The organism is Pseudomonas sp. EL_65y_Pfl1_R83 (genome assembly GCF_963970695.1).
GTDB lineage: Bacteria > Pseudomonadota > Gammaproteobacteria > Pseudomonadales > Pseudomonadaceae > Aquipseudomonas > Aquipseudomonas tritici.
This window is the reverse complement of the sequence record NZ_CAXAQI010000006.1, coordinates 189,689-211,620: the sequence shown is the minus strand read 5'-3', so window position 1 is coordinate 211,620 and position 21,932 is coordinate 189,689. Positions and strand designations below refer to the sequence as shown.

18 protein-coding genes are annotated in these 21,932 nt (G+C 59.1%); 1 reads left to right on the top strand and 17 read right to left on the bottom strand.

All coding sequences use genetic code 11. The annotated features are described in order from the left end of the window. Positions 1-51 precede the first annotated feature (51 nt). Both fghA and AACY08_RS11255 read right to left on the bottom strand, forming a co-directional pair. Positions 52-897, bottom strand: coding sequence for an S-formylglutathione hydrolase (fghA, locus tag AACY08_RS11260; protein WP_445262025.1), 846 nt, complete (start codon positions 895-897; stop codon positions 52-54). 88 nt (positions 898-985) lie between these two features. After that, entirely contained in the window at positions 986-2,098 is a 1,113-nt protein-coding gene (locus tag AACY08_RS11255) for an S-(hydroxymethyl)glutathione dehydrogenase/class III alcohol dehydrogenase (protein ID WP_065880066.1), read from the bottom strand. Between the two features lie 109 nt (positions 2,099-2,207). Between AACY08_RS11255 and AACY08_RS11250 the strand changes: the two genes are divergently transcribed. Beyond that, positions 2,208-3,104, top strand: a complete 897-nt coding sequence (locus AACY08_RS11250) for a LysR substrate-binding domain-containing protein (protein ID WP_339469476.1) — start codon at positions 2,208-2,210, stop codon at positions 3,102-3,104. A 122-nt stretch (positions 3,105-3,226) separates the two neighbouring features. Here the strand turns inward: AACY08_RS11250 and ispD are convergent, their stop codons facing one another. From ispD to bamA, 15 genes are all read right to left on the bottom strand, one after another. Beyond that, entirely contained in the window at positions 3,227-3,934 is a 708-nt protein-coding gene (ispD, locus tag AACY08_RS11245) for a 2-C-methyl-D-erythritol 4-phosphate cytidylyltransferase (RefSeq protein WP_339435892.1), read from the bottom strand. Further along, a complete protein-coding gene (gene ftsB / locus AACY08_RS11240; RefSeq protein WP_339418126.1) occupies positions 3,931-4,209 on the bottom strand; it encodes a cell division protein FtsB in 279 nt (92 codons plus the stop codon). The genes ispD and ftsB overlap by 4 nt, the downstream gene beginning before the upstream one ends. Positions 4,210-4,391: 182 nt before the next feature. Next, on the bottom strand, positions 4,392-5,681 hold the full coding sequence (gene eno / locus AACY08_RS11235) for a phosphopyruvate hydratase (RefSeq protein ID WP_065872435.1): 1,290 nt from the start codon (positions 5,679-5,681) through the stop codon (positions 4,392-4,394). Between the two features lie 157 nt (positions 5,682-5,838). Further along, on the bottom strand, positions 5,839-6,684 hold the full coding sequence (gene kdsA, locus AACY08_RS11230; RefSeq protein WP_048719919.1) for a 3-deoxy-8-phosphooctulonate synthase: 846 nt from the start codon (positions 6,682-6,684) through the stop codon (positions 5,839-5,841). 5 nt (positions 6,685-6,689) lie between these two features. After that, positions 6,690-8,321: a CTP synthase gene (locus AACY08_RS11225; RefSeq protein WP_339427097.1), complete on the bottom strand. Its 1,632-nt coding sequence runs from the start codon at positions 8,319-8,321 to the stop codon at positions 6,690-6,692. 273 nt (positions 8,322-8,594) lie between these two features. Next, entirely contained in the window at positions 8,595-9,914 is a 1,320-nt protein-coding gene (gene tilS, locus AACY08_RS11220) for a tRNA lysidine(34) synthetase TilS (RefSeq protein ID WP_339469475.1), read from the bottom strand. A 178-nt stretch (positions 9,915-10,092) separates the two neighbouring features. Then, entirely contained in the window at positions 10,093-11,040 is a 948-nt protein-coding gene (locus tag AACY08_RS11215; RefSeq protein ID WP_003172288.1) for an acetyl-CoA carboxylase carboxyltransferase subunit alpha, read from the bottom strand. Positions 11,041-11,178: 138 nt separating this feature from the next. Further along, positions 11,179-14,700: a DNA polymerase III subunit alpha gene (dnaE, locus tag AACY08_RS11210; RefSeq protein WP_339469473.1), complete on the bottom strand. Its 3,522-nt coding sequence runs from the start codon at positions 14,698-14,700 to the stop codon at positions 11,179-11,181. Between the two features lie 76 nt (positions 14,701-14,776). Continuing rightward, the gene (gene rnhB, locus AACY08_RS11205) at positions 14,777-15,409 is read right to left on the bottom strand and encodes a ribonuclease HII (RefSeq protein WP_339469472.1); all 633 of its coding nucleotides are present in this window, start codon (positions 15,407-15,409) and stop codon (positions 14,777-14,779) included. Beyond that, the gene (gene lpxB, locus AACY08_RS11200; RefSeq protein WP_339469471.1) at positions 15,406-16,545 is read right to left on the bottom strand and encodes a lipid-A-disaccharide synthase; all 1,140 of its coding nucleotides are present in this window, start codon (positions 16,543-16,545) and stop codon (positions 15,406-15,408) included. The genes rnhB and lpxB overlap by 4 nt, the downstream gene beginning before the upstream one ends. A 2-nt stretch (positions 16,546-16,547) precedes the next feature. After that, on the bottom strand, positions 16,548-17,324 hold the full coding sequence (gene lpxA, locus AACY08_RS11195; RefSeq protein ID WP_065872440.1) for an acyl-ACP--UDP-N-acetylglucosamine O-acyltransferase: 777 nt from the start codon (positions 17,322-17,324) through the stop codon (positions 16,548-16,550). Further along, positions 17,321-17,761, bottom strand: coding sequence for a 3-hydroxyacyl-ACP dehydratase FabZ (fabZ, locus tag AACY08_RS11190; RefSeq protein WP_003172281.1), 441 nt, complete (start codon positions 17,759-17,761; stop codon positions 17,321-17,323). The genes lpxA and fabZ overlap by 4 nt, the downstream gene beginning before the upstream one ends. Before the next feature lie 111 nt (positions 17,762-17,872). Beyond that, positions 17,873-18,928 (bottom strand): UDP-3-O-(3-hydroxymyristoyl)glucosamine N-acyltransferase, encoded by a 1,056-nt coding sequence (gene lpxD, locus AACY08_RS11185; protein WP_339469470.1) that lies wholly within the window; start codon positions 18,926-18,928, stop codon positions 17,873-17,875. 3 nt (positions 18,929-18,931) lie between these two features. Next, complete coding sequence (locus AACY08_RS11180) at positions 18,932-19,435, bottom strand: OmpH family outer membrane protein (RefSeq protein ID WP_003189173.1); 504 nt, start codon at positions 19,433-19,435, stop codon at positions 18,932-18,934. Between the two features lie 45 nt (positions 19,436-19,480). After that, on the bottom strand, positions 19,481-21,868 hold the full coding sequence (bamA, locus tag AACY08_RS11175) for an outer membrane protein assembly factor BamA (RefSeq protein ID WP_339469469.1): 2,388 nt from the start codon (positions 21,866-21,868) through the stop codon (positions 19,481-19,483). Between the last annotated feature and the right edge of the window lie 64 nt (positions 21,869-21,932).

The following is a 21,932-nucleotide window of genomic DNA, read 5'->3' as shown; positions in this document are numbered from 1 at the left end:
AAAACGCCCCGATTTAATTCAGGGCGTGATTCTACCTACTTTTGCCTCACATTAACCGAGCAAAGCACGACCATGGTGTCGCAAATGGTCTTCGATGAAGCTGGCGATAAAGAAGTAACTGTGGTCGTAGCCAGGTTGCAGCCGCAGTTCCAACGGATGGTTGGCTGCCTTGGCCGCTTGCTGCAGGGTTTCAGGCTTGAGTTGCACGGCAAGGAAATCGTCGCGATCACCTTGGTCCACCAGCAGTGGCAGCTTTTCCGCGGCCTCGCTGATCAGCACACAGGCATCCCACTCGCGCCATTTCGAACGCTCTTCGCCCAGGTAGCGGGAAAAAGCCTTCTGGCCCCATGGGCAGTCCATCGGGTTGCTGATCGGCGAAAACGCCGACACCGACAGGTAACGCCCAGGATTGCGCAACGCACACACCAGTGCACCGTGGCCACCCATGGAGTGACCGCTGATGCCACGCTTATCTGACGCCGGGAAATGCGCTTCAACCAACGCAGGCAATTCCTTCACCACGTAGTCATGCATCCGATAGTGCTTGGCCCAGGGTTCCTGCGTGGCATTCAGATAGAAGCCGGCGCCAAGGCCAAAATCCCAGGCGTTATCGGGATCACCCGGAACACCCGACCCACGAGGGCTGGTGTCCGGCGCCACGATGATCAACCCCAGCTCGGCGGCCATGCGCTGCGCGCCGGCCTTCTGCATGAAGTTCTCATCGGTGCAGGTGAGACCGGACAGCCAGTACAGCACCGGCAACTTACCGCCCTGCTCCGCTTGCGGCGGCAGGTAGACGGCGAAGGTCATGTCGCAGCCGAGCACGTGGGAGCTGTGTTTGTAGCGTTTATGCCAGCCACCAAAACTCTTCTGGCAGGAAATATTTTCCAAGGTCATGGGAATGCTCCCAGCTAGAAGCTACAAGCTCCAAGCTGCAAGTAAGGCGCGCTCACTTGCAGCGTGTGGCTTGTCGCTTGCCGCTGCTTCAAAAATGAATGACGGTACGAATGCTCTTGCCTTCATGCATCAGGTCAAACGCTTTGTTGATGTCTTCCAGGCCCATGGTATGGGTGATGAAGGTGTCCAGCGGGATCTCGCCGGTCTGGGCCATTTCCACGTAGCTTGGCAGCTCAGTACGACCGCGCACGCCACCGAAGGCCGAACCGCGCCAGACGCGACCGGTCACCAGTTGGAAGGGACGCGTGGCGATTTCCTGACCCGCACCGGCCACGCCGATGATCACCGACTCACCCCAACCTTTGTGGCAGCACTCGAGGGCAGCGCGCATCAGTTGAACGTTGCCGATGCATTCAAAGGAGAAGTCCACGCCGCCATCGGTCAGGTCGACAATCACGTCCTGGATCGGGCGGTCGTAGTCTTTCGGGTTGATGCAGTCGGTCGCACCCAACTGTTTGGCGATCTCAAACTTGGCCGGGTTGATGTCAATGGCGATGATGCGGCCAGCCTTGGCCTTGACTGCACCGATGACGGCCGACAGGCCGATACCGCCAAGACCGAAGATGGCCACGGTGTCGCCCGGCTTGACCTTGGCGGTGTTGATCACCGCGCCGATGCCGGTGGTGACGCCGCAACCCAACAGGCAGACTTTTTCCAGTGGCGCTTCTTTAGGAATCTTGGCCACGGAAATTTCCGGCAACACGGTGTACTCGGAGAAAGTCGAGGTGCCCATGTAGTGGAAAATCGGCTGGCCCTTGTAGGAAAACCGCGTGGTGCCATCCGGCATCAAGCCTTTGCCCTGAGTGGAGCGAATGGCCTGGCAAAGATTGGTCTTGCCCGACAGGCAGAATTTGCACTGGCCGCATTCCGGGGTGTACAGCGGGATCACGTGATCGCCGACGGCTACGGAGGTCACGCCTTCGCCGATCGCTTCAACCACTGCACCACCTTCATGGCCGAGGATCGACGGGAAGATACCTTCCGGGTCGGCGCCCGACAGCGTGTAGGCGTCGGTATGGCATACACCGGACGCGACCACGCGCAACAGCACCTCGCCAGCCTTGGGCATGGCGACATCCACTTCAACAATCTCAAGGGGCTTCTTGGCTTCGAAGGCTACGGCGGCGCGGGACTTGATCATCCGGGTTTCTCCATGGAGTTGAATACTGAGACGGTGAGTGTAAAACATGGCTAGCTGATTAATAATCCAAGCGAAAGCAAAACTTTATTGCTGTACAGGGATAATCACCGTGCTTGAAAACCGCTGGGAAGGCATCGATGAATTTGTCGCAGTGGCCGAATGCAGCCAATTCACTGCGGCAGCGGAACGCCTGGGCGTCTCTTCGTCGCATATCAGCCGGCAGGTGGCGCGCCTGGAAGAACGCCTGCAAACGCGGTTGCTGTATCGCAGCACGCGCAAGGTCACCTTGACGGAAGCCGGCCAGACCTTTCTGCAACATTGCCAACGTTTGCAGGACGGGCGCGAAGAAGCCCTGCGTGCGGTGGGTGACCTCACCAGCGAACCCAAAGGCATGTTGCGCATGACCTGCGCCGTGGCCTACGGCGAGCGGTTTATCGTGCCGTTGGTAACGCGGTTCATGGGCCTCTACCCGCAGTTGCGCGTGGATATCGAGCTGAGCAACCGTCAACTAGACCTAGTGCACGAGGGCCTGGATCTGGCGATTCGCCTGGGCCGTTTGCAGGATTCGCGCATGGTCGCCAGCAGGCTGGCACCGAGGCGCATGTACCTGTGCGCGTCGCCGTCCTACCTGGCGCGGTATGGTCGGCCACATAGCTTGTCGGAATTGAGTCGGCATAACTGCTTGATTGGTAGCTCGGATATCTGGCAACTGGCCCAGGACGGGCGCGAATTTTCCCAGCGGGTGCAGGGAAACTGGCGCTGCAACAGTGGGCAAGCGGTATTGGATGCGGCGTTACAGGGCGTCGGGTTGTGCCAGTTGCCGGATTATTACGCACTGGAGCACTTGCACAGTGGCGCGCTGGTGTCGCTGCTGGAGGCGCATCAGCCGCCGAATACAGCGGTGTGGGCGCTGTATCCGCAGCAGCGGCATTTGTCGCCGAAGGTCAGGAAGTTGGTGGATTACTTGAAGGAAGGGTTGGCTGAGAGGCCGGAGTACAGCCCGTAATTATTGGCTGTTTGTGCCGGTCTCTTCGCAGGCAAGCCAGCGCCTACATTTGACCGCGTTTATCCTGTTGGAACGCGGCAAATGTGGGCTTGCTCGCGAAAGGGTCGACTCGGTGCAACTGACTACCGGCGATTAGCCCACCTCAACCTGAGCCACTCCAGATCTTCCGGCCGCGTCACCTTGATATTGTCCGACCGCCCTTCGATCAGCCGCGGCGCCTGGCCGGACCATTCCATGGCAGAGGCTTCATCGGTGATGACGGCGTCCGCCACCAGGCTGTCAGCCAAAGCACGATGCAGCGGACCCAGACGGAACATCTGCGGCGTGTAGGCTTGCCAGATCAGGCTACGGTCGACGGTTTCGACGACACGCCCATGCTTATCGACTCGCTTGAGGGTGTCACGTGCTGGCACGGCCAGCAGACCGCCCACCGGGTCGTCCGCCAGTTCAATCAGCAGTTTGTCGAGGTCATCGCGACTCAGGTTCGGCCGCGCCGCATCGTGCACCAGCACCCAATCATCATCACTGGCCCCCAAAGCGTTCAGCTGCAACAGCGCGTTGAGCACCGAACCGGAACGCTCCAAATCGCCGTCCGCACGGTGAATTCGCGGGTCCATGGCACACGCCAGGGTAGGCCAATACGGATCATCAACAGCTAGACTGACCATCAGCCCCTTGAGCGAAGGATGGTCGAGAAAACAGCCAAGGCTGTGTTCGAGAATGGTGCGTCCGCCCAGTTGCAGGTACTGCTTGGGACGGTCCGCGGCCATGCGGGCACCGATGCCCGCGGCAGGAATCACGGCCCAGAAGGCCGGCAAGCTGTTGGTCATTGGGCCAACTGGTAGAGGGTTTCGCCCTCCTTGACCATGCCCAACTCATGACGAGCCCGCTCTTCAACGGTCTCGGTACCCTTTTTCAGCTCAAGCACTTCCGCATAAAGGACACGGTTGCGCTCCAGCAGGACTTCGTTTTCGGCGCGCTGTGCAGCGATTTGCTCGGCCAGGTCTTTTACCTGCGCAAAGCTGCCATTACCGACCCATAGGCGGTACTGCAGGCCAGCCAGCAACAAGAGCAAGACGAGAAACAACCAATTGGGACTGCGCATCGAAATCCGGGTATCCAGTGAAAAAAGACAGCCATGCAAACTTTTAAAGTAACTGATAGCACGAAGCCTGGAAAAACCAGGCTTGTGCTTGATAGCCATCAGATTAGCGTCGAAACCCACACTGTCGTGAGTTTTCCGACGCAATCCGTCAGCTTTTTACCATGCTTTACCATCAAGAGCGATCAGCCGCGAAACTCGCCGCGACCGTTGTACTTGGCTTTGCCGGCCAGTTGCTCTTCGATACGCAGCAATTGGTTGTACTTGGAAACGCGGTCGGAACGGCACAGAGAACCGGTCTTGATCTGGCCCGCCGAGGTGCCCACGGCCAGGTCGGCAATGGTCGAATCTTCGGTTTCGCCGGAGCGGTGCGAGATCACGGCAGTGTAGCCCGCTGCCTTGGCCATCTGGATGGCTTCCAGGGTTTCGGTCAGGGTGCCGATCTGGTTGAACTTGATCAGGATCGAGTTGGCGATCTTTTTATCGATGCCCTCTTTCAGGATCTTGGTGTTGGTGACGAACAGGTCGTCGCCCACCAGCTGGGTTTTCTCGCCGATCTTGTCGGTGAGGATTTTCCAGCCATCCCAGTCGGACTCGTCCAGGCCATCTTCGATCGAGATGATCGGGTAACGCTCGGTCAACCCTTTGAGGTAGTCAGCAAAACCTTCGGAGTTGAACACCTGGCCTTCGCCGGACAGGTTGTATTTACCGTCCTCGTAGAACTCACTGGCCGCGCAATCCAGCGCCAGGGTCACGTCGGTGCCCAGCTTGTAGCCAGCGTTGGCTACCGCTTCGGAGATCACTTTGAGTGCATCTTCGTTGGACGCCAGGTTCGGTGCAAAACCACCTTCGTCACCCACGGCAGTGCTCAGGCCACGGGCCTTCAGCACAGCTTTGAGGTGATGGAAAATCTCGGTGCCCATGCGCAGGCCTTCGGAGAAGGTCTTGGCGCCGACCGGCTGCACCATGAATTCCTGAATGTCGACGTTGTTATCGGCGTGCTCGCCACCGTTGATGATGTTCATCATCGGTACCGGCATCGAGTAAACGCCCGGGGTGCCGTTCAAGTTGGCAATGTGTGCGTACAGCGGCAGGTCCTGGTCCTGGGCAGCAGCCTTGGCAGCAGCCAGGGACACAGCGAGGATGGCGTTGGCGCCCAGGCTGCCTTTATTTTCGGTGCCGTCGAGCTTGATCATCGCGTGGTCCAGGGCTTTCTGGTCCAGCGGGTCTTTGCCCAGTAACAGGTCACGGATCGGGCCGTTGATGTTGGCTACAGCCTTGAGTACACCCTTGCCCAGGTAACGGCTCTTGTCGCCATCACGCAGTTCCAGCGCTTCGCGCGAACCGGTGGAAGCACCGGACGGCGCGCAGGCGCTGCCGATGATGCCGTTATCGAGAAGCACGTCGGCTTCGACGGTGGGGTTGCCACGGGAGTCGAGAACTTCACGACCTTTGATGTCGACGATTTTTGCCATTGTTGTAAACACTCCAAAGTTGACGAAAACGACGCAGCTGAAGGAAATCTTTTGACCGACCGCAAGGGTGGAACAACGGGGCAGGCTTGCAGGCGACATGGCTCAGGCCCGCAGGCCTGAGCGTAAAGCGTGGGAAAGTCTACCGGAGAAATGGCGCTTATGCGGTCTCTACCGTCGGAAAACTCTTGACCAGTTCGTCCAGCTGCTTGAGCTGGGCCAGGAATGGCTCCAGTTTGTCCAGGCGCAGGGCGCACGGACCGTCGCATTTGGCGTTGTCCGGGTCCGGGTGGGCTTCGAGGAACAGGCCCGCCAAAGACTGGCTGATGCCAGCCTTGGCCAGGTCCAGCACCTGGGCACGACGCCCGCCCGCGGAATCAGCGCGACCACCGGGCATTTGCAGCGCGTGGGTCACGTCGAAGAACACCGGGTATTCGAACTGTTTCATGATGCCGAAACCGAGCATGTCCACCACGAGGTTGTTGTAGCCGAAGCTCGAACCGCGCTCGCAGAGGATCAACTGGTCGTTACCCGCCTCAACGCACTTGCTCAGGATGTGTTTCATTTCCTGGGGCGCGAGGAACTGGGCTTTCTTGATATTGATCACAGCACCGGTCTTGGCCATCGCGACAACCAAGTCGGTCTGGCGCGACAGGAAGGCCGGCAACTGGATGATGTCGCACACCTCGGCGACCACGGCAGCCTGTTCAGGCTCGTGGACGTCAGTGATGATCGGTACGCCGAAGGCTTGCTTGATGTCCTGGAAGATCCGCATGCCTTCTTCAAGGCCCGGGCCGCGATAGGAGGTCACGGACGAACGGTTGGCCTTGTCGAAGCTGGCTTTGAACACGTAAGGGATACCCAGTTTTTGGGTCACCTTCACGTACTCTTCACAGACCTGCATCGCCATGTCGCGGCTTTCCAGCACGTTCATGCCGCCAAACAGCACCATGGGCTTGTCGTTGGCAATCTCGATGTCGCCTACGCGAATGATCTTCTGGGCCATCAGGGTTACGCCTTCTTCTGATGTTGCGTCAGTGCTGCTTTAACGAAACCACTGAACAACGGGTGACCGTCGCGCGGCGTCGAGGTGAACTCCGGGTGGAACTGGCACGCCACGAACCATGGATGATCCGGTGCCTCGACCACTTCAACCAGCGCGCCATCACCGGAGCGACCGGAGATTTTCAGGCCGGCCTCTTTGATTTGTGGCAGCAGGTTGTTGTTCACTTCGTAGCGGTGGCGGTGACGCTCGACGATCACATCCTTGCCGTAGCAATCGTGAACCAGCGAACCCGGCTCCAGCAGGCAGTCTTGCGCGCCAAGGCGCATGGTGCCACCAAGGTCGGAGGCTTCGGTACGGGTCTCGACGGCACCTGTGGCATCTTCCCACTCGGTGATCAGGCCCACGACCGGGTGACCGCTCTTGCTGTCGAACTCGGTGGAGTTGGCGTCTTTCCAGCCCAACACGTTACGGGCGAACTCGATAACGGCCACTTGCATGCCCAGGCAGATACCCAGGTACGGCACCTTGTTTTCACGAGCGTATTGCACGGCAGTGATCTTGCCTTCCACGCCGCGCAGGCCGAAACCGCCCGGTACGAGGATCGCGTCGACACCTTCGAGCAGCGCAGTGCCCTGGTTCTCGATGTCTTCGGAATCGATGTAGCGCAGGTTGACCTTGGTACGGTTGCTGATGCCGGCGTGACTCATCGCTTCGATCAGCGACTTGTACGCGTCCAGCAGCTCCATATACTTGCCGACCATGGCGATGGTGACTTCGTGCTCAGGGTTGAGCTTGGCGTCGACCACGGCTTCCCACTCGGACAGGTCCGCGCTGTTGCATTGCAGGCCGAAACGCTCGACCACAAAATCGTCCAGGCCTTGCGAGTGCAGGATGCCCGGGATCTTGTAGATGGTGTCGGCGTCTTCCAGCGCGATCACCGCACGTTCTTCAACGTTGGTGAATTGCGCGATCTTGCGACGCGAGGAAATGTCGATCGGGTGATCGGAGCGGCACACCAGCACATCCGGCTGCAGGCCGATGGAACGCAGTTCCTTGACCGAGTGCTGGGTAGGCTTGGTTTTGGTTTCGCCGGCGGTAGCGATGTACGGCACCAGGGTCAGGTGCATCAGCATCGCGCGCTTGGCGCCGACTTCGAAACGCAGCTGGCGGATGGCTTCGAGGAACGGTTGGGACTCGATGTCACCGACGGTGCCACCAATCTCGACCATCGCCACGTCGGCATCGCCTGCACCTTTGATGATGCGACGCTTGATTTCGTCGGTGATGTGCGGGATCACCTGGATGGTTGCACCCAGGTAGTCACCACGGCGCTCCTTGCGCAGCACGTGCTCGTAGACACGGCCGGTGGTGAAGTTGTTGTTCTGGGTCATGGTCGTGCGGATGAACCGCTCGTAGTGGCCCAGGTCCAGGTCGGTCTCGGCGCCGTCGTGAGTGACGAACACTTCACCGTGCTGGAACGGGCTCATGGTGCCCGGGTCGACGTTGATGTACGGGTCCAGCTTGAGCATGGTGACCTTAAGTCCCCGCGCCTCCAGGATGGCCGCCAATGAAGCGGAGGCAATGCCTTTCCCCAATGAAGAAACAACACCGCCCGTGACGAATATGTAGCGCGTCATGAAAAACCCTAGAAGTCTGCGTTAAAGCGGTCCGAACCGCCGGGGAGAGCGAAGAGAGGCCGAAGCCCCCGATCACCTGCATTAATCACAGTGCACCTTTCAAAAAAACCGCCGCGTGATGACAGACCGGCAATGAAACACCAGTACGTTGATCGCTACACATTTTTTGGAATCGCCCAGCAAAGACTGCTTGGTAATCGGCAACTGCTGCGATTCAGGCGAATCCACAGAAGTTGTATCAAGAAGGGAGCGTAGTCTACCGGAAAGGCGCTATCAGCTCAAACCTTGATCGCAGGTCTGTGGCATCCAATGTAATTGCCAGTCGCCCGGCCCTGTGTTCCACAATCCCGCCAGGCTAGGCACCCCGAGCAATTGCTCCCCCTGATACAGCAGCGGCAATCTGCCACGGACGAAGCTCGGAAGCCCACTTTCATTAAGCAGGCGCTTCAAGTCACGCCGCCCGCGACGTGGCACGTCGATGATTTCGCCGCCATGACGGTAGCGAACCTCCAGCGGGCCTTCAGGCGCCTTGCCGGTGAGCTTCAGCTGGCCATTGCCGGGTAACTCTAGTGGATTTCGCGGATCGGGCCAGCGCAGCGATGCGTCGGAAAACTCCGACCATGTGGAGGGCAGCCACCATAGGCGTTCGCCGCTACGGTGCAGTTCGCCGTCGGCCAGGCGCCATAGAGGCTGTGCGTCGCCCTTGGCATCACGCAGTGAATGCCAACTGGCCCAGTGGTCGCTGTCGGGTAGACGGGTCAGCGGGGCCAGCCAATGGCGCAGGGCGTTACGCTGGCGGGCGTCGGAAAGTTCGCGCAGCGGCGCAAGTGCCAAAGATGGCAGGTGCAACCAGGGAAAAGGTGCAGGCTGGTCGGCGGCTTGCAGGTCCATTTGCGCCAATTCATCGAGCAGGCCCTGGGCTTCACCTAGGTGCTCGGCAGTGCGGGCAAGGCTGATGACAGCTTGAGGCCAGCGCTTCGTGAGCGCCGGTACCACGTGATGGCGCAGATAATTGCGTGAGAACCGCGGGTCGGCGTTGGACGGGTCTTCGACCCATTTGAGTTGATGCTCGTGGGCGTAGGCCTCCAACTCACCCCTCGCTACATCCAATAAAGGCCGAACCAGATAACCAGCCGCCAGCGGGCGCTGTGCAGGCATTGCCGACAGCCCGCGCACGCCTGCGCCGCGCAACAGGCGGAATAACAGGGTTTCGGCCTGATCATCGCGATGCTGGCCTGTCAGCAGCACCTCCCCTGCTCCAATCGCCTCGGTAAACGCCTGGTAACGCGCGTCACGGGCGGCACGCTCAAGACTGGCGCCGGGTGGTACCTGCACGCGCATGACGCGCAGGGGGATGCCCACGCTGTCGCATATCGACTGGCAATGGTTTGGCCAGGCGTCGGCGGCGGCTTGCAGGCCATGGTGGACATGGATTGCGTTGAGGGGTGGGAGTGTTTCGGTTTCTGGCAGGGAGGCCAGGAGATGGAGCAGGACGGTGGAATCAAGGCCGCCAGAGAAAGCGATATGCCAGGCCGGGGCATTTTGCCAGGGACCCAGGGCTTGCAGCAGTTTGGCGGTCAGCGTTCGTTTCATCACACATTGTCGCCGCATACTTGGAACACGATAGCCCAGCATACACAAAGCAAATGTGGGAGCGGGCTTGCTCGCGAAAGCGTGGTGTCAGTCACCGGATATATTGACTGATTTACCGCTTTCGTGAGCAAGCCCGCTCCCACATCAGTACAGCAATGTCTGCCAGATCAGTAGTTGATCAGAGACCGTAGCTCATCAGACGCTCATAACGACGGGCCAACAGCGCTTCGTTATCCAGCTTCTTGAGCATCGCCAGTTGCGAACCCAGCTCGGCACGAATAGTCGCGGCAGCAGCGGCCGGATCACGATGAGCGCCGCCCAATGGCTCGGCGATCACTTTGTCGACAATGCCCAGGCCCTTGAGGCGATCAGCGGTGATACCCATCGCTTCAGCCGCGTCCGGCGCTTTTTCAGCGGTTTTCCACAGAATCGAAGCGCAACCTTCCGGTGAGATCACCGCGTAGGTCGAGTATTGCAGCATGTTCAGCTGATCGCACACGCCAATGGCCAGTGCGCCACCGGAACCACCTTCACCAATCACGGTAGCGATGATCGGGGTTTTGAGGCGCGACATGACGCGCAGGTTCCAGGCGATTGCTTCGCTCTGGTTGCGCTCTTCAGCGTCGATACCCGGATAAGCACCCGGCGTGTCGATGAAGGTCAGGATCGGCATTTTGAAACGCTCGGCCATTTCCATCAGGCGGCACGCCTTGCGGTAGCCTTCCGGACGCGGCATGCCGAAGTTGCGACGCACTTTCTCGCGCACTTCACGGCCTTTCTGGTGACCGATCACCATCACCGGCTGGTCGTCCAGGCGAGCGATACCGCCCACGATGGCCGCGTCGTCGGAGAAGTGGCGGTCGCCGTGCAGCTCGTCGAACTCGGTGAAGATGTGCTGAATGTAGTCCAGGGTGTACGGACGACGCGGGTGGCGGGCCAAACGCGCGATCTGCCAGCTGGTCAGCTTGCCGAAGATATCTTCGGTGAGCGTGCTGCTCTTGTCTTGCAGGCGAGCGATCTCATCGCCGATATTCAGCGAATTGTCATTGCCGACCAGGCGCAGTTCTTCAATCTTGGCTTGCAGGTCAGCGATCGGCTGTTCGAAATCAAGAAAATTCGGGTTCATAAGCGTCCGTCTTGGGTCGACGGCCAAGGAGTGCCTGGCCAGCCGGTTGTCTATTCGCGCCCTACCTTAAGGGAGAGGCGCGTCTAGGTCGAGATTAAATGTTTCGCCGAGATCAGGCTAAGTATTAATGCCTGACCGTCAACGGTATTGGAGAAAGACGTTGTCACGGCCGAACTGGTCACGCAATGCTTGAATCAAGCCATCCGCAGGATCAATTCGCCAGGTCTCGCCAAACTGCAACATGGCCTTGGCGTCATTGCCGGTGTACTCCATGGTCACCGGGCACGCGCCACGGTGGCGTTTGAGCAGGTCGCCCAACCAGCGTAGCTGATCGCCCTTGAGCGCTTCGGTTTTCACCTTCAAGCGCAAGCTCTCGGCCAAATTGGTGCGCGCATCTTCCATGCTCATCACGCGCTTGATCCGCAGCCGCAGGCCGCCGGAGAAGTCATCGTTGCTGACCTCCCCTTCCACCACCACCATGGCGTCAGTCTGCAGCAGCGACTGCGCGGAGTGGAACGCATCGGCAAACAGCGACGCTTCGATGCGGCCCGAACGGTCGTCGAGCGTGATAAAGCCCATCTTGTCGCCCTTTTTGTTTTTCATCACCCGCAGGGCGATGATCATACCGGCGACGGTCTGCGTATCCCGTGCCGGTTTCAGGTCGATGATGCGCTGGCGGGCGAACCGCCGGATTTCACCTTCGTACTCATCAATCGGGTGACCGGTAAGGTAAAGGCCCAAGGTGTCTTTCTCACCCTTGAGGCGCTCCTTCAGGGTCAGGTCCTTGGCCTTGCGGTGGTTGGCGTACACATCCGCGTCTTCCTCGACGAACAATCCGCCAAACAGGTCGGCGTGGCCACTGTCATGAGTGCGGGCGGTCTGCTCGGCAGCCTTGATCGCCTCTTCCATCGCAGTGAGCAACACGGCGCGGTTACGGTCGATATTCGCCTGGTAAGCCTTCGGCTCATCATGGAAATAGGGGCCGAGGCGGTCGAGTGCACCACTACGGATCAGCCCATCGAGGGTTCGCTTGTTGATGCGTTTGAGGTCAACCCGTGCACAGAAGTCGAACAAGTCCTTGAAAGGCCCGTCCTGGCGCGCTTCGGTGATGGCTTCCACCGGGCCTTCGCCCACGCCTTTGATCGCGCCCAGGCCATAGATGATGCGACCTTCGTCGTTCACCGTGAACTTGAACTCCGAGGCGTTCACGTCCGGTGCGTCGAGGCGCAGTTTCATGGTGCGCACTTCCTCGATCAAGGTCACAACCTTGTCGGTGTTGTGCATATCCGCCGAAAGTACCGCAGCCATGAACGGCGCCGGGTAGTGAGCCTTCAGCCAGGCAGTCTGGTACGACACCAGGCCGTAGGCGGCGGAGTGGGATTTGTTAAAGCCATAACCGGCGAATTTTTCTACCAGGTCGAAAATGTTACCGGCCAGGTCAGCGTCAATATTGTTGGTGGCGCAACCTTCAATGAAACCGCCGCGCTGCTTGGCCATTTCCTCGGGTTTTTTCTTACCCATGGCACGACGCAGCATGTCCGCACCACCGAGGGTATAACCGGCCATCACCTGGGCGATCTGCATCACCTGTTCCTGATACAGGATGATGCCGTAGGTCGGCGCCAATACCGGCTTGAGGCCTTCGTATTGGTAGTCGGAGTGCGGATATGCCAGCTCGGCGCGACCGTGCTTACGGTTGATGAAGTCGTCCACCATCCCCGATTGCAGCGGGCCTGGACGGAACAGCGCCACCAGTGCGATCAAGTCTTCCAGGCAGTCGGGCTTGAGCTTTTTGATCAGCTCTTTCATACCGCGCGACTCAAGCTGGAACACCGCCGTGGTTTCGGCCTTTTGCAGCAACTGGTAGGTCGGCTTGTCGTCCAGCGGGATAAACGCAATATCCAGCGGCTCTTCGTCGACCTTGGCACGCTCACGGTTGATCGTCTTGAGCGCCCAATCGATGATCGTCAGCGTGCGCAGGCCGAGGAAGTCGAACTTCACCAGGCCGGCCGCCTCGACGTCGTCCTTGTCGAACTGGGTGACCAGGCCGCCGCCTTCTTCATCGCAATAGATCGGCGAAAAGTCGGTGAGCTTTGTAGGCGCGATAACCACACCACCGGCGTGTTTACCGACGTTACGCACCACGCCTTCGAGCTTGCGCGCCATGTCCCAGATTTCGGCAGCTTCTTCATCGATCTTGATGAAGTCACGCAGGATCTCTTCCTGCTCGTAGGCCTTTTCCAGGGTCATGCCGACTTCGAACGGAATCATCTTCGACAGGCGATCCGCCAGGCCGTAGGACTTGCCCTGCACCCGCGCAACGTCGCGGATTACAGCCTTGGCGGCCATGGAACCGAAGGTGATGATCTGGCTTACCGCGTTGCGGCCGTATTTCTCGGCCACGTATTCAATGACGCGGTCGCGACCGTCCATGCAGAAGTCGACGTCGAAGTCGGGCATGGAAACCCGTTCCGGGTTCAGGAACCGTTCGAACAGCAGGTCATATTCCAGCGGGTCGAGATCGGTAATCTTCTGTACGTAAGCAACCAGCGAGCCAGCACCCGACCCCCGGCCCGGGCCTACCGGCACACCGTTGCTTTTGGCCCACTGGATAAAGTCCATTACGATCAGGAAGTAACCGGGGAACCCCATCTGGATGATGATATCCAGCTCGAAATTCAGCCGGTCGACATAGACCTGGCGCTTGGCCTCGTAATCCTCAGTGGTGTCCTTGGGCAACAGCAGACTGAGGCGCTCTTCCAAGCCGTCGAACGACACCTTGCGGAAGTACTCATCGATGGTCATGCCATCGGGAATCGGGAAGTTGGGCAGGAAGTGCTTGCCCAGCTTCACTTCAATGTTGCAACGCTTGGCAATTTCGACAGAGTTTTCCAGGGCCTCGGGCAGGTCGCTGAACAGCTCGGCCATCTCGTCGGCACTTTTGAGGTATTGCTCTTCGCTGTAGTTCTTCGAGCGACGCGGGTCATCCAGGGCCCGGCCTTCGCCGATGCACACGCGGGTTTCGTGGGCTTCGAAATCTTCTTTCTTGATGAAGCGCACATCGTTGGTCGCTACCAACGGCGCGCCCAGCTTGTCGGCCAGGGCCACGGCGGCGTGCAGGTGCTCTTCGTCGTTGGGGCGGTTGGTGCGCTGGACTTCCAGGTAGAAACGGTCGGGAAAAACCTGCATCCACTCGCGGGCCAGCACTTCAGCTTCTTGAGGATTGCCGCCGAGTAGTGCGAGACCGACCTCACCCTCTTTAGCGGCCGACAGCATGATCAGCCCTTCGCTGGCCTCGGCGACCCACTCGCGCTCTATGATGATCGAGCCGTTGCGCTGGCCGTCGATAAAGCCACGGGAAATCAGTTCGGTGAGGTTGCGATAACCCACGCCGTTCATCGCCAGCAGACTGATACGGCTAAGGACGTTATCCGGATCTTTGTTGGACAACCACAGGTCGGCGCCGCAGATCGGCTTGATGCCGGCGCCCATGGCGTTTTTATAGAATTTGACCAGGGAACACATGTTGTTCTGATCGGTAACCGCCACGGCAGGCATGTTCATGCCCACCAGGGTTTTGACCAGCGGTTTGATCCGTACCAGGCCGTCAACCAGGGAGTATTCAGTGTGCAGGCGCAAGTGAACGAATGAAGCCGGCATAGTGATCCTGTCTTAAACGTAGAAACAACAAGGCCCGGGATTGTACCGGGCCTTGGCAAAAACATCAGCCTCGCGACTACACCTCGCTGAGACTCTCTCGCAGCTCATAAGCCTGGCGTACGGGGGCGAACGAGCGGCGGTGGATCGGCGTCGGGCCGAGGCGAGCCAGGGCTTCCAGATGAACGGGGGTCGGGTAGCCTTTATGGCCGCCGATGCCGTAGCCGGGGTAGATCAATTCGAAAGCGGCCATTTCACGATCGCGGCTGACTTTAGCCAGGATTGACGCTGCCGCAATCGCAGGCACCTTGCTATCGCCCTTCACCACCGCTTCCGCCGGCATGGCCAATTTTGGGCAGCGGTTGCCGTCGATCATCGCCATTTTGGGCGTGATGTGCAGGCCTTCTACTGCACGCTGCATGGCAAGCATGGTGGCGTGAAGGATGTTCAACGCGTCGATTTCCTCGACTTCGGCCCGAGCAATATGCCAGCTGAGGGCCTTCTCAATAATCTCGTCGTAGAGCTTTTCGCGGCGCGCTTCGGTGAGTTTCTTCGAGTCGTTGAGGCCGAGAATCGGGCGGTTCGGATCGAGAATCACCGCCGCCGTGACGACAGCGCCACACAAAGGCCCGCGCCCGACCTCGTCAACACCGGCCACCAATTCGTGGGCTTCGGCAACCAGGCTGAAATCCAGGCCGATTTGCTTGGTCATAAAGCTTCCTGTTTCTTACCGATCAAGGTCAACACGGCGTCCGCCGCCTGGTTCGAGGCATCACGGCGCAAGGTGCGGTGAATGTCATCAAAACCACGGGTCTGCTCTTCGCCGCCGTCGATCAAGGGTAGTAGAGTTTGTGCCAAGGCCTCAGGCGTTGCATCGTCCTGCAACAACTCCGGCACCAACAGGCGCTGGGCCAGCAGGTTGGGCAGGGAGATGTAAGGGCTTTTGACCATGCGCTTGAGAATCCAGAAGGTCAGCGGCGCCAGGCGATAGGCCACGACCATCGGACGCTTGTACAGCAAGGCCTCAAGGGTGGCCGTACCCGAGGCGATCAGCACGGCATTACAGGCCGCCAGGGCCAGGTGCGATTGGCCGTCGAGCAAGGTCACCGGCAGGTTGCGACCGTCCAATAGGGTCTCGATCTGCGCACGCCGCTGCGGGCTCGCGCAGGGCAGCACGAAACGTACGCCTGGCTTCAAGGCTTGCAGGCGCTCGGCAGCATCGAAGAACACCGCAGCCAGGCGGCCGACTTCGCTGCCACGGCTGCCCGGCATCAGCGCCACCAGCGGACCGTCAGGCAGACCCAGCTCGGCGCGCGCGGCTGTGCGGTCAGCGTGCAAAGGGATGGTGTCGGCCAGGGTGTGCCCGACAAATCGCACCGGCACGCCCTTTTCTTCGTAGAACCTGGCTTCGAACGGCAGCAGGGTCAGCATCAAGTCACAGCCTTCGCGGATCTTCAGTACGCGCTTCTGACGCCATGCCCACACGGAGGGGCTGACGTAGTGCACGGTCTTGATCCCGGCCTGACGTAACTTGAGCTCGATATTAAGGGTGAAGTCCGGTGCGTCGATCCCGATGAAAACATCGGGTTTCTCTTCGATGAGGGTCTGGATCAGCAGCTTGCGGCGAGCCAGCAGCTCACGCAGACGGCCAAGCACTTCCACCAACCCCATGACCGATAGCCGCTCCATGGGGAAGTAGGACGTGAGCCCTTCGGCCTGCATCAGCGGGCCGCCGACACCCATAAATTCCACCGCAGGATGCTGGGCCTTGAGGGCCCGCATAAGACCCGCGCCCAGAATGTCACCGGAAGCTTCTCCGGCCACCAGCGCAATACGCAGATTAGCCATGATTAGCGGGTGATGCCGCGAGTCGACGCCTGGATCGAGTCACGGAACACCGCGACTTCCGGGAACAACGCCGATGGCTCGGCCAATTGCGTCAACGCCTGATCCACGGTAAGCCCCTGGCGATAAACCACCTTGTAGGCACGGCGCAGGGCGTGGATGGCCTCTTCGCTGAAACCACGACGACGCATGCCTTCGAAGTTCATGCTGCGAGCTTCGGCCGGGTTGCCAAATACTGTGACGAACGCCGGAACATCCTTGCCGATGGCGGTACCCATGCCTGAAAAGCTGTGTGCGCCAATATGGCAGTACTGATGCACCAGGGTGAATCCGGAGAGGATCGCCCAATCGTCGACGTGCACATGGCCGGCTAACGCCGTGTTGTTGACCAGGATGCAGTGGTTGCCGATGACGCTGTCGTGGCCAATGTGCGCGTAGGCCATGACCAGGTTGTGATCACCCAGGGTGGTCTCGGCCCGATCTTGCACGGTGCCACGGTGAATGGTCACGCCTTCACGAATGATGTTGTGATCACCGATTACCAGGCGTGTTTCTTCACCCTTGTACTTCATGTCCGGGGTGTCTTCGCCTACCGAGGAAAACTGGTAGATACGATTGTGTTTGCCAATACGGGTCGGACCTTTAAGGATCACGTGCGGCCCGATGACAGTCCCCTCGCCGATTTCCACACCTGCGCCGATGATCGACCAGGGGCCGACCTCAACGTCGGCGGCCAGTACGGCCGACGGATCGATGATTGCGCGAGGGTCAATCAAACTCATAGTTTGCGTTCCGCACAGATGATTTCGGCGGAGCACACAGGCTTGCCGTCCACCGAAGCCTGGCATTCGAACTTCCAGATCTGGCGTTTGCAGCTGATGAACTTGGCTTCCAGGATCAACTGGTCACCCGGGGTGACCGGGTTGCGAAAACGCAACTTATCGGAGCCCACGAAATAGTAGAGTGTGCCGTCGGCAGGCTTGAGGTCGAGCATTTTGAAACCAAGGATACCGGCAGCCTGGGCCATCGCTTCGATGATCAACACGCCCGGCATGATTGGATGCGCGGGAAAGTGACCGTTGAAGAACGGTTCGTTGATGCTGACATTCTTGTAGGCACGAATGCGCTTTTCCTCGACGTTGAGGTCCACTACGCGGTCCACCAGCAGGAACGGGTAACGGTGAGGCAGGTATTCGCGAATCTCGTTGATGTCCATCATTTCGGGGGGAAGCCTGTAATAAAGATTGGGGGCGGGCGAACTAAACGCACGCCCCGCTAGCAAATCAAGGAGGCAGTCTAGCGGCTGTGCACACTTGATATGGAAATGGTATCAGCCTTCTGATGAAGCATTACCGCCAGGGGTCACGTCCCCAACACGCTTTTCCAGCTGTTTGAGACGTCGAGCCATGTCGTCGAGCTGCCTCAACCGTGCTGCGCTCTTGCGCCATTCAGCCGCAGGCTGCATGGCGGTACCGGATGAGTAGGCCCCTGGCTCGGTAATCGAGTGGGTAACCATGGTCATGCCGGTGATGAAGACGTTGTCGCAAATATCGATATGCCCCACCAGCCCTACGCCACCGGCGAGCATGCAATGCTTGCCGATCCTGGTGCTGCCGGAAATACCCACACACGCCGCCATGGCAGTGTGATCACCAATCTGCACGTTGTGGGCGATCTGAATCTGGTTGTCGAGCTTCACGCCGTTGCCGATCACGGTATCGGCCAGGGCCCCGCGATCAACAGCAGTGTTGACGCCAATTTCCACGTCGTCGCCGATCAATACGCCGCCGACCTGGGCAATCTTGTTCCAGATACCCTTGGCGTTGGCGAAGCCGAAGCCTTCCCCCCCGATCACCGCACCCGATTGGATGACCACACGCTCACCGATACGCACATCGTGGTACAGGGTTACGCGCGGTGCGAGCCAACCGTCCGCGCCGATCTCGCAGCGCGCGCCGATAAAGCAATGGGCACCAATGGTCACACCTGCTGCAATGCGCGCACCGCTCTCGATCACCGCAAAGGCGCCAATGCTGGCCGCAGGATCAACCTGAGCATCATCGGCGATGACCGCAGACGGATGAATACCGGCTGCGGCCCTGGGTTTCGGATCGAACAGGTGTGACACCCGGGCATAAGCCAGGTACGGGTCGGACACCACCAGCGAATCCCCGGCAAACCCTTCGGCGTCAGCAGCTTTCAGCAACACGGCGGCGGCTTGGCTGTCGACCAGGTACTTACGGTATTGAGGGTTTGCGAGGAAGCTCAACTGAGCTGGGCCAGCCTCCTGCAAGGTGGCTAGCCCAGTGATTTCTTTCTCCGGGGAGCCATTTAAGGTGGCCCCCAGGAACTCGGCCAACTCGCCGAGCTTGATAGTCGCGGTCATGGCTTACTTCAGCTGGTTCATGCGCTCGATCACCTGGCGGGTGATGTCATATTGAGGCTTGACGTCGATAACCGCGCCACGCTCGAACACCAGGTCAAAGGCACCTTTCTTGATGACTTCTTCCACGGCGCTGTCGAGTTTCGGCTTCAGCTGTTTCAGCATTTCACGGTCAGCAACCGCTTTGGCTTCGTTCAGCTCCTTGGACTGGAACTGGTAGTCACGGGCCTTTTGCTTGAATTCAAGCTCCAGACGCTCGCGCTCGCCTTGCTGCATCTTGTCGCCACCGGCTACCAGACGATCCTGGATGCCCTTGGCGCTGCTTTCCAGCGTCTTGAGTTTGGTCAGTTGCGGACCGAATTTCTTCTCGGCATCCACGGCATAACGCTTGGCCGCATCGGATTCCAACAGCGCCATCTGATAGTTCAGGACGGCGATTTTCATTTCGGCGAAGGCCGGGGTGGTTACCAGCACAGTGGCCAGCAAAACCAATTGAGTCAACTTACGCACGATGTACTCCTACAGAATCCGTTGTCGTTATCTTAGGTCAGACGCTTAGAACGTCTGGCCGAGGGAGAATTGGAAAATCTGGGTTTCAGCGTTATCCGGTTTCTTGATCGGCATGGCCAGCGCGAAGCTCAACGGGCCCAGCGCAGTCACCCAGGTCACACCCACACCCACGGAGCTCGCCAAGTTACTGAGGCTCACGTCGTTGCACTGGGTGTTGGACTTCACGCCGCTCGGGTTACGGATCTGCTCGCACTTGGAGTCGAACACGTTACCCACGTCCCAGAAGACCGAGGTCCGCAGGGAACGCTGATCTTTTACGAACGGCAGCGGGAACAGGATTTCCGCACCACCTTGGATCAACACGTTACCACCGAACGGCAGCGGATCGTTGTCGGAGTCAGCCACAGTGCCTTGGTTACCGGTTACGCCAACACCACGGCTTGGGGTACCACGTGGGCCCAAGGTGCTGTCTTTGAACCCACGTACGGAGTTGAAGCCACCCGCGTAGTAGTTCTCGTAGAACGGCAAGCCATTGGTCGAACCATAACCGTCGCCATAACCGAGCTCTGTGTGCAGACGCATGGTGTAGTTATCGCTCAACGGCTGGAACAACTGACCACGGTAGTCGAGCTTGAAGAACGACAGGTCGCTGCCCGGAGTAGTGACTTCCGCAGTCAGGCTCTGGGAATGGCCACGGGTTGCCAGCACCCCTTTGTTCAGGGTCGACTCGGACCAGCCGGCAGACGCCTTGAAGTTCAGGAACTTGTCACCTTCACGACGGGTGAAGTCAAAGATTTCATCCACGGTGTAGACACCGGTCTTGATCTCATCCTGTTGCGCAGTCAGGCCGAAGGTCAGGCGCGACGTCTCGCTGATCGGGTAACCAACGTTGACACCGGCACCGAGGCTGTCGATCGCATAGCTTGCAACGTCAACGTCGAGGTCTTTGTAGTCGGTGGTGCGGTAGAAGGCGTTGTAGCCCAGGCTCACACCATCAGCAGTCCAGTAGGGGTCGGTATAACCGAAGTTATATCGGCTCTGGTATTCGCTTCGGGTCAGGCCGATAGACACGCGGTTACCGGTACCCAGGAAGTTGTTCTGGGTGATGGAGCCACCAAGGATCAGACCGGCGCTTTGTGCGAAGCCGACACTGGCGGTGATCGAGCCCGAGGCTTGTTCTTCCACGGCGTAGTTCACGTCAACCTGGTCATCCACACCCGGTACGGCCGGGGTTTCGACGTTGACTTCCTTGAAGAAGCCCAGGCGCTCAAGACGGGTCTTGGACTGGTCGATCAGGTAAGTCGACGCCCAGCCACCTTCCATCTGACGCATTTCACGGCGCAGCACTTCGTCCGCCGACTTGGTGTTGCCACGGAAGTTGATGCGGTTCACGTAGGCACGTTTGCCGGGATCGACGACGAAAGTGATGTCCACGGTGTGGTCATCATCATGCGGAGTCGGCACGCCGTTGACGTTGGCGAAGGTATAGCCTTCGTTACCCAGGCGGCGAGTGATCAGCTCTGACGTGGTGGTCATCAGCTTGCGGGAGAACACCTGGTCTTTCTGCACCAGCAGCAGCGCCTTGACCTGGTCTTCAGGCACTTTCAGGTCGCCGCTCAGCTTGACGTCACGAACCTTGTACTTCTCGCCCTCGTTGACGTTGACTGTGATGTAGACGTGTTTCTTGTCCGGGGTGATGGACACCTGGGTCGAGGCGATATCCATGTTGATATAGCCACGGTCCAGGTAGTAGGAACGCAGGCGCTCCAAGTCACCAGACAGTTTCTCGCGGGCGTACTTGTCATCGTTCTTGAAGAACGACAGCCAGTTGGTGGTCTTGAGCTCGAACAGGTCGATCAGATCTTCATCAGCGAACTTGGTATTACCCACCACGTTGATGTGCTGGATCGCCGCCACGGTGCCTTCGTTGATGTTGACCTTGAGGCCCACACGGTTACGCGGCTGCGGCACCACTTCCGTTTCCACGGTGGCGGAGTAGCGGCCTTGGGCAACGTACTGGCGTTGCAGCTCGTTACGCACACCTTCAAGGGTGGCGCGTTGGAAGATCTCGCCTTCGGCCAGGCCGGATTGCTTCAGACCTTTCATCAAGTCTTCAGTAGAGATCGCCTTGTTGCCTTCGATCTCGATACTGGCGACGGAAGGTCGCTCGACAACGGTGATGACCAGGACGTTGCCTTCACGCCCCAGTTGGATGTCTTGAAAGAAACCGGTTTTGAACAGCGCACGAGTGGACTCCACCAGGCGACGGTCATCAGCCTGTTCACCGACGTTCAACGGTAACGCACCAAAGACGCTACCGGCGGAAACCCGCTGGAGGCCGTTGACGCGAATATCGGAGATGGTGAAGGACTCGGCGTGAACTTCGGCGATCATCAATACGGTGAGAACCGCAGTTAGCAGCAGACGTTTCATGAAGTCCTTTCTTATTCCAACTGGCAATAAACAAACTGCCGCAAAATGCGGCAGATTCGCAATT

Bases quoted from the DNA above. Each gene is read 5' to 3' on its own strand.
- fghA (WP_445262025.1), bottom strand. From the start codon at position 897: ATGACCTTGGAAAATATTTCCTGCCAGAAGAGTTTTGGTGGCTGGCAT.
- AACY08_RS11255 (WP_065880066.1), bottom strand. From the start codon at position 2,098: ATGATCAAGTCCCGCGCCGCCGTAGCCTTCGAAGCCAAGAAGCCCCTT.
- ispD (WP_339435892.1), bottom strand. From the start codon at position 3,934: ATGACCAACAGCTTGCCGGCCTTCTGGGCCGTGATTCCTGCCGCGGGC.
- ftsB (WP_339418126.1), bottom strand. From the start codon at position 4,209: ATGCGCAGTCCCAATTGGTTGTTTCTCGTCTTGCTCTTGTTGCTGGCT.
- eno (WP_065872435.1), bottom strand. From the start codon at position 5,681: ATGGCAAAAATCGTCGACATCAAAGGTCGTGAAGTTCTCGACTCCCGT.
- kdsA (WP_048719919.1), bottom strand. From the start codon at position 6,684: ATGGCCCAGAAGATCATTCGCGTAGGCGACATCGAGATTGCCAACGAC.
- AACY08_RS11225 (WP_339427097.1), bottom strand. From the start codon at position 8,321: ATGACGCGCTACATATTCGTCACGGGCGGTGTTGTTTCTTCATTGGGG.
- tilS (WP_339469475.1), bottom strand. From the start codon at position 9,914: ATGAAACGAACGCTGACCGCCAAACTGCTGCAAGCCCTGGGTCCCTGG.
- AACY08_RS11215 (WP_003172288.1), bottom strand. From the start codon at position 11,040: ATGAACCCGAATTTTCTTGATTTCGAACAGCCGATCGCTGACCTGCAA.
- dnaE (WP_339469473.1), bottom strand. From the start codon at position 14,700: ATGCCGGCTTCATTCGTTCACTTGCGCCTGCACACTGAATACTCCCTG.
- rnhB (WP_339469472.1), bottom strand. From the start codon at position 15,409: ATGACCAAGCAAATCGGCCTGGATTTCAGCCTGGTTGCCGAAGCCCAC.
- lpxB (WP_339469471.1), bottom strand. From the start codon at position 16,545: ATGGCTAATCTGCGTATTGCGCTGGTGGCCGGAGAAGCTTCCGGTGAC.
- lpxA (WP_065872440.1), bottom strand. From the start codon at position 17,324: ATGAGTTTGATTGACCCTCGCGCAATCATCGATCCGTCGGCCGTACTG.
- fabZ (WP_003172281.1), bottom strand. From the start codon at position 17,761: ATGATGGACATCAACGAGATTCGCGAATACCTGCCTCACCGTTACCCG.
- lpxD (WP_339469470.1), bottom strand. From the start codon at position 18,928: ATGACCGCGACTATCAAGCTCGGCGAGTTGGCCGAGTTCCTGGGGGCC.
- bamA (WP_339469469.1), bottom strand. From the start codon at position 21,868: ATGAAACGTCTGCTGCTAACTGCGGTTCTCACCGTATTGATGATCGCC.